At 33.0% G+C, this 12,331-nt stretch carries 12 protein-coding genes; 1 reads left to right on the forward strand and 11 read right to left on the reverse strand.

All coding sequences use genetic code 11. The features are described 5' to 3' along the window. From NE054_RS04940 to NE054_RS04980, 9 genes are all read right to left on the reverse strand, one after another. Positions 1–1,321: polyribonucleotide nucleotidyltransferase (locus NE054_RS04940; RefSeq protein ID WP_297889294.1), on the reverse strand; the 1,321-nt coding region annotated here is incomplete at its 3' end. Between the two features lie 16 nt (positions 1,322–1,337). Next, on the reverse strand, positions 1,338–1,625 hold the full coding sequence (gene rpsO / locus NE054_RS04945) for a 30S ribosomal protein S15 (RefSeq protein WP_297889296.1): 288 nt from the start codon (positions 1,623–1,625) through the stop codon (positions 1,338–1,340). 51 nt (positions 1,626–1,676) lie between these two features. Next, entirely contained in the window at positions 1,677–3,416 is a 1,740-nt protein-coding gene (locus NE054_RS04950; protein WP_297889297.1) for an ABC transporter substrate-binding protein, read from the reverse strand. Next, positions 3,400–3,588: a Trm112 family protein gene (locus NE054_RS04955; RefSeq protein WP_297889298.1), complete on the reverse strand. Its 189-nt coding sequence runs from the start codon at positions 3,586–3,588 to the stop codon at positions 3,400–3,402. Before NE054_RS04955 ends, NE054_RS04950 begins: the two co-directional genes overlap by 17 nt. Then, the gene (locus tag NE054_RS04960; protein WP_297889300.1) at positions 3,585–4,268 is read right to left on the reverse strand and encodes a YggS family pyridoxal phosphate-dependent enzyme; all 684 of its coding nucleotides are present in this window, start codon (positions 4,266–4,268) and stop codon (positions 3,585–3,587) included. The genes NE054_RS04955 and NE054_RS04960 overlap by 4 nt, the downstream gene beginning before the upstream one ends. 20 nt (positions 4,269–4,288) lie before the next feature. Further along, on the reverse strand, positions 4,289–4,768 hold the full coding sequence (locus NE054_RS04965; protein WP_297889302.1) for a DsrE/DsrF/DrsH-like family protein: 480 nt from the start codon (positions 4,766–4,768) through the stop codon (positions 4,289–4,291). A 34-nt stretch (positions 4,769–4,802) separates the two neighbouring features. Continuing rightward, positions 4,803–6,122, reverse strand: coding sequence for an RIP metalloprotease RseP (rseP, locus tag NE054_RS04970; protein ID WP_297889304.1), 1,320 nt, complete (start codon positions 6,120–6,122; stop codon positions 4,803–4,805). 33 nt (positions 6,123–6,155) lie between these two features. Then, a complete protein-coding gene (gene dacB / locus NE054_RS04975; RefSeq protein WP_297889306.1) occupies positions 6,156–7,538 on the reverse strand; it encodes a D-alanyl-D-alanine carboxypeptidase/D-alanyl-D-alanine-endopeptidase in 1,383 nt (460 codons plus the stop codon). Further along, on the reverse strand, positions 7,535–8,284 hold the full coding sequence (locus NE054_RS04980; protein ID WP_297889308.1) for an aminotransferase class IV: 750 nt from the start codon (positions 8,282–8,284) through the stop codon (positions 7,535–7,537). Before NE054_RS04980 ends, dacB begins: the two co-directional genes overlap by 4 nt. A gap of 115 nt (positions 8,285–8,399) precedes the next feature. Between NE054_RS04980 and NE054_RS04985 the strand changes: the two genes are divergently transcribed. Beyond that, positions 8,400–10,532: a bifunctional (p)ppGpp synthetase/guanosine-3',5'-bis(diphosphate) 3'-pyrophosphohydrolase gene (locus tag NE054_RS04985; RefSeq protein ID WP_297889310.1), complete on the forward strand. Its 2,133-nt coding sequence runs from the start codon at positions 8,400–8,402 to the stop codon at positions 10,530–10,532. Positions 10,533–10,633: 101 nt separating this feature from the next. Here the strand turns inward: NE054_RS04985 and NE054_RS04990 are convergent, their stop codons facing one another. Further along, complete coding sequence (locus NE054_RS04990) at positions 10,634–11,353, reverse strand: 2-oxoacid:acceptor oxidoreductase family protein (RefSeq protein ID WP_297889312.1); 720 nt, start codon at positions 11,351–11,353, stop codon at positions 10,634–10,636. Further along, complete coding sequence (locus tag NE054_RS04995; protein WP_297889314.1) at positions 11,350–12,210, reverse strand: thiamine pyrophosphate-dependent enzyme; 861 nt, start codon at positions 12,208–12,210, stop codon at positions 11,350–11,352. The genes NE054_RS04990 and NE054_RS04995 overlap by 4 nt, the downstream gene beginning before the upstream one ends. Positions 12,211–12,331: the final 121 nt, after the last annotated feature.

Consider the following 12,331-nt stretch of genomic DNA (forward strand, 5'->3'; position numbering starts at 1 on the left):
CCATAGAGGTAGAACCATTAGATTCTAAAATATCTGAAACTACTCTTATTACATAGGGAAAATCTTCTTCAGATGGAATTAAAGGTTCTAAGGCTCTTTCTGCAAGGTTACCATGTCCTATTTCCCTTCTTGATGTTGCTCTTGGAGGTTTTGCTTCACCTGTAGAGAATGGAGGGAAGTTGTAGTGGAGCATAAATCTTTTCATCGTTTCTCCAGATTCTAAACTTTCCTCTATCTGCCCTTCGGAAAGAGAACCTAAAGTTGTTGTAACAAATGCTTGAGTTTGACCTCTTGTAAATATTGCAGAACCATGGTTCCTTGGAAAAACACCTACTTTTATCCATATAGGTCTTATCTCTTCAGGTTTCCTACCATCTATTCTTATTCCTTCGTTTAGAATCTTATCTCTCATTACGTTGCTAACAATTTCTTTATATATAGAATTAGCTTTTTTTAGCTTTTCTTGGGGAATTTCTAAGGAATTTGCTGCCTCTTCAAAAATTGCATTTATTGTTTTATTTCTTTGTTTTTTGTCTAAAATGTTAAATGCTTCTTTTATTTTTTCGTATGTAAGTTCGTTTAATTTTTCTCTTAAAACTTTTTCCTCTTCATCTTCTACTACTAATATTTTCTCTTTTCCGTATTTTTGTCTTAACTCCTCTTGAAGCTGTATAAGTTTTTTTATTTTTTCATGACCAAACATCATTGCTTCAAGAATGTCTTCTTCCGGAACTTCTTTTGCACCACCTTCTACCATAACGATTGCATCTTTTGACCCAGCAACCACTATTTCAAGGTCAGAATGGGCTTTTTGTTGATAAGTTGGGTTTACTATGAATTCTCCATTTACTCTACAGACTCTTACTCCTGCAATAGGTCCTTCAAAAGGGATATCGGAGATATGTAAAGCTGCAGATGCTCCTACTATACCAAGTACGTCTGGGTCGTATTTATCATCTGCTGATAACGTATAGGCAGTTATAACGATATCGTTGTAAAAACCTTTAGGGAATAAAGGTCTAATAGGTCTATCTATGTTTCTTGCAACTAAAATCTCTCTATCGGTAGGTTTTCCTTCTCTTTTTACAAATCCTCCGGGAATTTTTCCGGATGCATAGTATTTTTCTTTATACTCAACAGTCAAAGGTAGAAAGTCTATATCAGCCTGAGCTTCCTCTGACATAACAGCAGCTACAAGAACAGCTGTTTCACCTTGTCTTACTATTACAGCACCGTTTGCTTGTTTTGCAAAGTATCCGGTTTCAATTATGAAAGGAGCTCCGTTAACTTCTGTTTGGACTTTAATTTCCTCTATCTCCATTACAGCTCCTTTTTTATTATTGATTTGTGCCAGCTGATTCTCTTATTCCTAACTCTTCTATTATTTTTTTGTACCTTTGTTCATCTGTCCTTTTTAGGTAGTTTAACAGTTTCTTTCTTTTGTTAACCATACCGATAAGACCTCTTCTTGAATGAAGGTCTTTTTTGTTTGCTTTTATATGTTCAGTAAGATTTCTTATTCTTTCTGTTAAAATAGCGATTTGAACTTCCGGTGAACCAGTATCATTCTCGTGAATAGCAAACTTTTTAATCAACTCTTGTTTTTTTTCAGCTGTAATTGACATACATACCTCCTGATAACATTTTAAATTTTTTCAAAAAAATATTATACCATATTATTCTATAAAAACGTAATCTCCTTTGTACCATCCCCAAACTGTAGGGAAAACATTTTTTAACTTATTTTTTACAGCAACCATCTCTTCCGGAGCTGCTATGAATATCATAGGTTGTTTTTCTCCTATTATTTTGAAAGCTTCTTTGTAAAGGTTATCTCTTTTCGCTGGGTCTAACTCGGTAGCTGCTTTGTTAAAAAGTTGGTCTATCTTTGCTTCCCAATCTGTAGCCGGATTTTTTTGTTTTGGATACCACATATGCATATGTCCTGAAGAAAGCCAAACACTCTGTCCAAAATATGGGTCTATACTACCTGTTAGACCTATTATAACAGCTTCAAAGTCGTAATTTGCCATAAGTTTTGAAACAAGGTTATTAAAATCCAGTCCTTGAAAGTTCACCTCTACTCCTATCTTTCTTAAATCTTCTTTTATTATATTTCCTATCGCTTCTCTTTCCTTATTTCCGGCGTTTGTTATTAATGTAAAACTAAGTTTATGACCTTCACTGTCGTATAAAAATCCATCTTTCCCTTCTTTGAAGCCTATTGATAAAAGTATCTCTTTCGCTTTCTTTAAATCGTAAGGATATTTAGGGTAGTAATTTTCATCAAAAAGTCTTTTTTGAGCCGGTGTTACAGCTGTGTAAATTGGATATGCAAGACCGTTATAGACCATGTTTATAATACCTACTCTATCTATAGCATAGGATATTGCTTGACGGAACTTTTCATTTTGAAACCACTTTAATTTGTACTTGGGTATAGGAGAGTTAGGATTTTGATTAAAAACTATAAAGGTAATAGATGGAGTAGCTCCAAGGTTGTAAACTGTAAAATTGTCTTTTTTATAATTTTCCGCTAACTTTGGAAGGTCAGAAGGTCTAACACCGTAAATATCGCTTTCTCCAGATAAAAATTTTACCAAAGATACGTCTGGGTCTTTTATTATTTGGGATTGAATTGTGGTTATGTAAGGAATTTGTTGACCTTTCTCGTCTCTTTCCCAATAGTATGGATTTCTTTGGTACATTACGTACTGACCTTGAACGTACTTAACAAGTTTGTAAGGTCCTGTTCCTACTATATCTTTTGGGTCCGTGTTTACCGTCCATGTAGAAGGGAATTTACCTTCTTTTACAGGTTTTTCAAGGATATGTTTTGGTAAAATAGGTTGTCCTACAGCGTTTAAAAACACTGCAAAAGGTTTTGGTAGTATGAATTCTACAGTTTTATCATCTATCTTTACTACTTTAAAAGGTTTTCCTTCTACCGTTAAAACATCTTTTGATGAAGAAGGTATAGAATCGTTGTAATAAATCTGATTGTATGTGAATACTACATCATCGGCTGTTACAGGCTTTCCATCAAACCATTTTGCATCTCTTAGGTAAAATTTCCAAACTGTTCCGGTAGAATCCACTTCCCATTTTTCTGCTAAATCCGGCTGTGGAAGTAGAGTTTTTTCATTTATCTTTGTAAGACCATTAAATAAAGGACCTATAACAGCTGTAGAGCTTGTCTCTTGAGCCATAACCGGATTTAAGGTTTTTGGGTCTGAAGAAAGTGTTCTTTTTAAAACTCCTCCTTCTTTACCTACAACAGGTTCTAAGTTTTTTATGTCCAATTTTACAAGATTAAATCCGTTATCCGAATGTTTTGGTGTTATAAGATAAAAAGGTATAAATCCTAAAATGATTATAAAAATAGCTATTAAAAAGTATTTAATCTCTTTTAACATCTTCTTCCTTAACAGCTTCTTGTGGTAAGAGAATAGGTATGTCTTCTTTTATAGGATAGTACAAATTACACTTTTTACAAAAAAGATATTCATTTTCAGCGACTTTTATATAGTCTATACCTGATTTACAAACTGGACAAGCTAAAATTTCTAACAAATCCGGACTTATCATTTTCTTTCTCCAAAAAGAGCCGTTCCTATTCTAACTATCGTAGCACCTTCTTCTATGGCAACTTCAAAGTCATGAGACATTCCCATTGAAAGGTGTGGTAAGTTTACTTTAAACTCTTTTTCTAAATTTTCTTTGAGTAGTCTTAGTCTTCTAAAATAAGGTCTTACATCTTCCGGATTTTCAAAATAAGGGGGAATAGCCATCAATCCTAAGATTTTAACATGTTGCTTTAAAAGAATGTATTCAAACAAATCCTTTAAATTTTCTTCTTTAACACCAAATTTAGATTCTTCTCCAAAGTTTACCTCAATAAGTCCTTCTTGAATTTTACCAACTTTTGAAGCTCTTTTCTCTATTTCATCTACAAGCTCTTTTCTATCTACTGAGTGTATCATCTCAAAGTACTTTACAGCATACTTTACTTTGTTCGTTTGAAGTCCTCCTATAAGATGCCAGTGAATATCCGGATAATCTTTAAGTTTTTCTATTTTTTCAATTCCTTCCTGAACCCTGTTTTCTCCGAAAAATCTTATACCGCATTGGTAAGCTTGAATTATCTTTTCTATCGGCTGAGTTTTAGATGCAGCCAGAAGAATAACATCTTCCCTTTTTCTACCGCTTCTTTCACAAGCTTTTTGTATCTTTTCTTCTATCTGTTGAAACCTTTCTTTGATAGTCATTATTATTTAGCCTTTCAAATTTAAAAATTCAGTACTATCGATTTTTCTCCTGCATTAACAAAACTCAAGAATGTGGCTGCACCAGCTGGTTTTTCCACACCCTCTATAAGGTCATCTACAGTGTATCCAAATAGTGTCATAGCTGTCTGGCATGGGTACAACTTTACATCTAAATCTTTTGCTTGCTGTATCAACTGCTCTAATGAAGGGACTTTGTGTTTCTCCATCATTGATTTCATCATTGAAGTTGCAAAATCCATCATTCCGGGCATAATTGTAAGGATTTGTGGAACTGGAACCGGCATTGGCATAGCCGGATTGCCTACCGGAGAAACTTTTAGGTTTTTGTGTTTTTCTTTGTGAATAGCGTTCAAACCATAAAAACTGAAAAACATTCCCACTTCCATTCCCATTGCTGCTGCCGTTGTCCCTATAATAAATGCAGGCATAACTTTGTCTAACGTACCACTTAGTACTATAATTCCAACTCTCGTAGCCATTTTTACTCCATATATAAAAATATAATTTATATATTTATTGTATAACTCTTAATATATCGTTAAAAATGACGTATATCATTAATGTTCCAAGTAAAGCAAAACCAAAGTATGCAAGGTACTCTTTAGCTTTATCCGGAAGGGGTCTTCTTATGATTGTTTCTATTAGCAAGATGAGTATGAGTCCTCCATCGAGTACTGGAATAGGTAGTAAGTTTAGATATCCAAGTTGAAGAGATATAAAAGCCATCGCAAATAAAAATGTGCTTATTCCAGTTTCTAACGCTTCTCCGGAAAATTTTGCTATGGATATAGGTCCTCCTAAGGTTTTGAAAGAAACTTCTCCAGTTATAAGACCAGCAACAACATTGTATATAGCAACAGTTAACTCTTTTGTTTTATCTATTGCTTTTGCTACCGCCTGTGTAAATGGATACTGAATAGTTTTGGTTTCAAACTTAGGTGCTATACCTATCGTGTACTTTTTAAGTTCTTCGTTGTACTGGGGCTCTATCATCATGCTAAATATTTTGTTATCTCTTTTAACTAAAAGATTAACAGACTGCTTTTCTTTTAAAGAAGCCATAAAGTCTGCGAACTCAAACCATGTGTTTATTGGTTTTCCATTAACACCTACTATAATATCCCCTTCTTTTAATCCTGCTTTTGCTGCAGGTGAGTTTTCTAAAACTTTTCCTATCTTGGCAGGTATTACGGGAGATATTCCAAAAGATTCTTTACTCATATCATCCGGAAGTGTAATAGCTATTTTTTGAATGTTACCATTTCTTAATACTTCTATCTCAACACTTTTCCCAGCTTTCATGCCAAGGGCTATGGTAAACTCTTTCCAGTTTTTAACCTCTTTACCATTGACCTTTACTATTTTATCAAAAGGTTGAATACCTACTTTTTCAGCCAAAGAACCTTTTTCAACATAACCTACTACAACAGGCTCTGATAGATAAGCAGGTTCTTTTGTTCCTATTGTGTAAACAGCGACAAATAAAACAATAGCCAACACTATATTAAACAGTGGTCCTGCAAAGGCGATTAACATCTTCTGCCAGTTAGGTTTTGAGTGAAATGACCTTGGGTCGTTGTAAGCAGATTTATCTACGTTTCCTTGTATAGGCTCTGTCATAGAGTCTTCTCCGTACATCTTTACGTATCCACCAAGTGGGATAAGAGCTATCTGATACTCAGTTTCTTTTCCTCTCCATTTAAATATTGGTGGTCCAAAACCTATAGAGAAGGATTCAACCTTTACACCAAACATTCTTGCAAACAGAAAATGTCCAAGCTCGTGAATTGTTATCAAAACACCAAGCATGATTAAAAATGCTAAAACCGTCAAATTAAAACCTCCTAAAAAAATGTTAAAGATAAATTATAACTGACTTTCTTTTCCAACAAGTATTGAGCATATTTTTTCTTGTAGTAGGTTTGCTATTTCCGTAGACTTAAGGTCGTTAACGAGAATTGAAAAAACGTAAACTTCTGAGTTGTCTGAAATAACATATCCAGATAGATTTTTCACACCTTTTATGTATCCGGTTTTTGCATATATTTTACCTTTGATATCTCTAAATCTATGTTTTAAGGTTCCATCAGTACCAGCTACAGCCAAAGATTGATAAAAATCAAAAAAGTAAGGTGTGTTGTACATATAAGACAAAATTTTTACCAAACTTTCCGGTGTTATAAGGTTAAACTTTGATAAACCACTTCCGTCATAAATCCGTATATTCTCCGTGTTAACCCCTATATTTCTCAATGTTTTTAAAACAACTAAGGAAGAACTTTCCGTATTACCTTTTCCAAGTATTTCTTTTCCAAGAGTTCTAAATATTTGTTCAGCGTAAAAGTTATCACTATCTTTATTTGCTTTTTTTATCAACTCTTTTAAAGGATGTGAGTAATGAATAAATAGAACATTTGAATTTGATGGAGTATTACCTAAATGATAACCCTCATCAATAGATATTCCAGATTGTACTAATTTTTTATAAAAAACTGATGTTGTAAATAACGATGGACTTTCAACAGGTACAGAAATTTCAAACGCTGAGTTTGGTTTTATACTACCTGTTATATAAATTTTTCTACCTTCAACTGTGATTTTATGTCCTATTAACTTTTTTGAAACCTTTAAATCATTTACAACTTGATAATAACTGTTATCCGGATACAGCTCTACAAAAACTTTATTCTTACTTGACACAACTTTTATTCTTAGACAATTCTCATTTAAGGAAAGTCCACTAAATGGTGCGGTAAAACAGTAATTTAAATCTTTTTCAGGCCAACCGTGTCCTATACCTTCCTCAGAAAAGAATGAATTATCTCCAACAACACTACCTTCTACTTTTTTTATACCCATCTCTTTTAAATTTTTAACTATCCTCTCAATATCTTCATCTGTCAATGAAGGGTCAGCTCCACCTTTTAAGTAAAGATTGCCGTATACAACTCCATTTCTAATGTATCCATCAGTCAAAATCTGAGTTTTAAATCTGTAATCCGGAGTTAGGTTTATAAGCGCAGTTGCAGTTGTTAATATTTTCTGATTGGACGCAGGTATAAAAGGTTCTTGAGAGTTTATTATAAGAAGACGCTTTTTTTCTGTTAAAGATTCTACATATATTCCGGCTCTAACATCTTTATCCTTTAAAATCTCTTGAACAATCTCTTTAATATCTCTTTTATCTGAATTAGCTAAAGATACAAAGAAGACAGATAAAACAAATAAAAAAATCAATCTTAATTTCATTTTAAAACCTCAGGGTCTATGTTATCCACTTTCAAAATTCCGTGTAAAGAATTAGTTAAAAACACAACATTCGCTCCTTTAAGGTCCTTTAAATTAAAACTCCCTTCTACAACTATAAATCCTTGATTTTTAGCTTCTTCCAATACTTTCCTTCTTGCAATACCTTCCAAAACTCCACAATCAGTAGATGGTGTATATAGGTACTTTCCCTTTATCCAAAATATGTTAGCGGAAGAAGTTTCCGTTATATTGTCATCTTCGTTGAGTATAATCGCGTCAAAAAAACCTTTTTCCTGAGCGTATCTCTTTATGAGAACGTTTCTTAAGTAGTTTGTAGATTTTATCTTTAAAAGTGGGTCTTTACTATGAACTTTGTAAGGTGATAAAGTAAGTGTTATTGGAGAATTCACAGGTTGATAAGGTCTAACTATCACTAAAAGGTTACTTTTGTATGGTAGTAAAGGATAGTATGAGTTTCCCTCTGATAACAAAGCTGTTTTCACATACAAATCCTTTTCTTCAAAAACCTTAACAGCTTCTTCTATATAGTAGATGTAATCTTCTTTTGTAATAGTAGGAATTTTAAGGATATTTGCACCTTTTACCAATCTTTCATAATGGTACTCTATGTACTTAGGTAATTTACCTTTGTATCTAAAAGTCTCAAACACACCTTCCCCATACATCAAAGGTCTCAAAAATTCCTTATCTTCAAATATTTTTCCATTAAAAAAAACTTTTTCCATATCAAAACCTCTTTTAAAAATTAAATTCTATTTTATCAAAAATCATTGATATTTTAGCTAAAAAGATATAATATAATCCTATGGTTGAAAAATTAACATTTTATAAGGTTAGGATATGGAAACATTAACCGTTGCCCAAGATTTAGTGGATAAGTTAAACTATCTTAAAAATGAAGATGTAGAAGAGGTAAATTCTGCTTTAGAATATATTGTAGAAAAACATAAGGACCAAGTTAGAAAATCCGGAGAGCCTTATTATCTTCATCCTATAGAAGCAGCTAAAATTCTTGCAGATTTAAAATTGGATAAAATATCCATAATATCCGCTTTATTACATGATATATTGGAAGATACCGATACTTCTATACAAGAGATAGAAGAAAAATTTGGAAAAAAAGTAGCAGAGATAGTAGATGGTGTTACCAAAATAGGAAAGTACCATTTTGAAAACATAGAAGATGCCAAAATAGAAAATTTTAGAAAACTTATAGTATCCACCGCGAAAGATATAAGAGTGATACTCGTTAAACTTGCAGATAGATTACACAATCTAAGAACTTTAAACTACCTTAGAGAGGATAAACAAAAAAGGATAGCAAAAGAAAGCCTTGATATATACGCTCCACTAGCAGGAAGACTTGGATTGTGGAATATAAAACGAGAGATGGAAGATTTGTGTTTTATGTACCTACATCCGGAAGAATACAAAAAGGTCGTATCATACTTTGCAATTTCTAAGGAGAAAAGCGAAAAATTTTTAAAAGAAAAGGTTATACCTGTTATAGAAAAAATTTTAAAGGATAATAACTTAAACGCAACTATACAGTACCGTTCAAAACATCTTTATAGTATATACGAAAAAACATTGAGAAAAAATCTAAAATTGAGCGATGTTTACGATATTTTTGGAGTTAGAATTTTAGTTGATGATATAAAAGAGTGTTATCTAACTTTAGGGCTAATTCACTCTGTATGGACTCCTGTACCTGGTAAGTTTAAAGATTACATATCACTACCTAAATCTAACCTGTACCAAGCTTTACACACAACAGTTGTAGGTCCTGAAGGAAAGTTTGTAGAAATTCAGATAAAAACATATCAGATGCACAAAATAGCAGAAGAAGGTATTGCAGCTCATTGGAGATACAAAGGAGGTAAAAATCTCACGGAAAAAGATATAGAATCCTTTAACTGGCTAAAAAATATAATTGAGACATTGAAAGATTCGAAAGACTCACAAGTGTTGGAAGACATTGGAACGGATTTATCTTCTGAAGAAATATACGTTTTTACTCCAAAAGGAGATTTAATAAAACTTCCTTCTGGGTCAACTGTTGTAGACTTTGCATATGCAATACATACACAAATAGGGCATAAAGCAGTAGGTGCAACCGTTAATGGAAAATTTGCTCCGTTGGATAAGAAGCTCAAAAGTGGTGATGTTGTAAAGGTAATAACCAAGGAAGGTCAACATCCATCCAGAGATTGGCTTAAATTTGTGGTAACTTCAAAAGCAAAAACCAACATAAAACATTTTTTATCTAAAATTGAGAGGGAAGAATCTTTAAAATTTGGAGAAAAGTTATTAGACAAATTTTTAAAAAAATTAAACTTAAAGGTTTCTTCATTAACGGAAGAAGATAGAAAAAAAATTTTATCAAAGTTTAACTATAAATCTTTTGAAGATTTAATTGTTTCTGTAGCAGAAGGTAAGTTATCTCCTTTGAAAGTTATAAATATTCTTAAAGAGGATAAAGAAGTAGTTGATAAAAAAGATTTTATTGAAGGAAGCAAAGAAAAAAAAGAAACAGTTATAGAGGTTGATGGTTTCAACAATATACTAAGCTTTATAGCACCTTGTTGTAATCCCATTCCTGGAGATGATGTTATTGGTGTTATAACCAAAGGGAAAGGTATAGCTATTCATAACAAGGAATGTAAAAATATAAAGTCAATAAAAAATTCAGAGCCGGATAGGTTGATAGATATCCTGTTAAAAAGTAATGAAAAAGTAAAGTATACAACAAATATAAAAGTTTTAACCTTAGATAAACCTGGTGTGTTGGCAAATATATCAAACGCTATTGCAGCATCTAATTCTAATATTAAAAATGTAAAAATTTCTAATATAAAAAATAATAAAGCTTTATTAAAATTTTCATTAGAAGTAAAAGATAAACAGCAACTTGATAATATAATAGCAAATATCAAAAAAGTAAAAGATGTTATAAATGTAGAAAGAATTTAACAAAACTATAGCAAGAAGTCCGTATTTCCATAAATGATGGGTGGTTCACTTCATAAATAACATTAAACTCCCTCTCCAAGTTTTTGGAGAGGGAAAGAGTTTTATGCAGCTTCTATTTTCTTTTTAGGAGGTGGTGGTAAAAAAGACTCAATACCTTGAGATTTTGCCCATTCAGATGCTAACTCGTATGCAGCTCTGGCTGTATTTAAATTCTTTTCTATTAACTCTAACTTTTTCTTAAACTTTCTTTCTAACGCTGAATCGAGAGATGCTGTACCACCGGATGCAACGAACTTCTTCAAGAATCTTGCTTTAATTCCTTCTTCTATAGCTTCTAATCCTACGGAACCTATACATCCAAATAAAGCTCCAACCATAGCCATATTGGTTGCAAGCTCTGTTCCGGCTTGCTCTACCGCAAATTTTGTAGCAGGGAAGTTGTAAACTTTTACGTTTAATGATTCAAGATAAGCTCTATCTCCTGGTGAAAGGAGTTCTTCTTCTGTATTTATTATTATTAAACCGTTCTTCTTTATTCCTGAATAAAAAGGCATTGTATAAGATTTACCCATAGTTATTACATGGTGATGGAATACCATTATCACATCCGGATAAACTACTTCTCCTCTATCGAATATAGGCTCTACACCTATTCTTGCATAACTTTCAGCTGGAGCCATTCTCTTTTCTGCACCAAAGAATGGGTTAGAAACTGCATAGTATCCTTCGTAGTCTGCTGCTGTAGCTATGATGTGAGCTGCAGTAACTGCTCCTTGTCCACCTAATCCAGGCATTCTTATGTTTACTCTTTTCCTTTTCATAATAATCCCTCCGCTTTTACTTTGTTGATAACCTCTTCTGCTTCCGGGGATACATATTCAAAGAAAGCAAATCTTTCTTTGTCTTTAGACCTCATTTCTTCAAGACCTTGGTCTGAGTTAAGACCTATTTCAAGGATACATGGAGTGTAAAGGTGAACATAAGTAGGACCTACTTCTCTCGCAACGTAAACAGCTTTCTTTATAACGGATTCTACTCTTTTCGGAGAAGAAACTGTCAACCTTGCTACGTATTTACATCCGGAATCTATAGCCAACTGCCACATAGGAACTTTTTCAAACTGTTTTCCTTTTGGAGCCATTTTAAATACGTGCCCCTTAGGTGTCATTCCACTTTCTTGACCACCTGTGTTAGCGTACACTTCGTTATCAAAACATATGGTTGTTATCTTTTCCTGTCTGAAAAATGATTGTAATGTACAATCTAATCCTATATCTACGGTAGCACCATCACCTGCTAAAACTATTACGTCTTTTACTCTATCAGGGTACCTGTATTCTAAAACTCTTTTTATACCTGATGCAACAGCGTTTTGGTTTCCAAATAAAGAGTGAACTGTGTGCATCGCAATGTGTGGGAATACAAGTGAAGTACATCCTGTAGAGTTTACTATTACTGTATCTTCTGGATTTGGAATGGATGCCATTATATATCTTAAAGCTGCAGATTCGGGACATCCAGCACATAAAGAGTGCTCTTCTATCAACTCTTTATGAAAAGGTAAATCCATTACACCTCTCTTTGGATTTCCCCATGTAGCATTTTCTTGCAACTCAACTATTTCTTTTGGCATTACATCTAAAAACTCTTCATTTATTTGAAAAACTTTGAATGACATATCTAAAACCTCCTAAACTTATTTATCTAACTTTAACATTATTTAAAACTTCCCTATGTGGGCAGGGACCAGAATACCTGTTCAACTTATGTTGATGGCAAGAGGTGTAAATGCACCTTTA

Origin of the sequence: Sulfurihydrogenibium sp., from assembly GCF_027448985.1 — a bacterium.
GTDB lineage: Bacteria > Aquificota > Aquificia > Aquificales > Hydrogenothermaceae > Sulfurihydrogenibium.

Coding starts and splice junctions, on each gene's coding strand:
- NE054_RS04955 (WP_297889298.1), bottom strand. CDS start 3,588: ATGATAAGTCCGGATTTGTTAGAAATTTTAGCTTGTCCAGTTTGTAAA.
- NE054_RS04990 (WP_297889312.1), bottom strand. CDS start 11,353: ATGAAAAGGAAAAGAGTAAACATAAGAATGCCTGGATTAGGTGGACAA.
- NE054_RS04950 (WP_297889297.1), bottom strand. CDS start 3,416: ATGTTAAAAGAGATTAAATACTTTTTAATAGCTATTTTTATAATCATT.
- dacB (WP_297889306.1), bottom strand. CDS start 7,538: ATGAAATTAAGATTGATTTTTTTATTTGTTTTATCTGTCTTCTTTGTA.
- NE054_RS04995 (WP_297889314.1), bottom strand. CDS start 12,210: ATGTCATTCAAAGTTTTTCAAATAAATGAAGAGTTTTTAGATGTAATG.
- NE054_RS04960 (WP_297889300.1), bottom strand. CDS start 4,268: ATGACTATCAAAGAAAGGTTTCAACAGATAGAAGAAAAGATACAAAAA.
- rpsO (WP_297889296.1), bottom strand. CDS start 1,625: ATGTCAATTACAGCTGAAAAAAAACAAGAGTTGATTAAAAAGTTTGCT.
- NE054_RS04985 (WP_297889310.1), top strand. CDS start 8,400: ATGGAAACATTAACCGTTGCCCAAGATTTAGTGGATAAGTTAAACTAT.
- NE054_RS04965 (WP_297889302.1), bottom strand. CDS start 4,768: ATGGCTACGAGAGTTGGAATTATAGTACTAAGTGGTACGTTAGACAAA.
- NE054_RS04980 (WP_297889308.1), bottom strand. CDS start 8,284: ATGGAAAAAGTTTTTTTTAATGGAAAAATATTTGAAGATAAGGAATTT.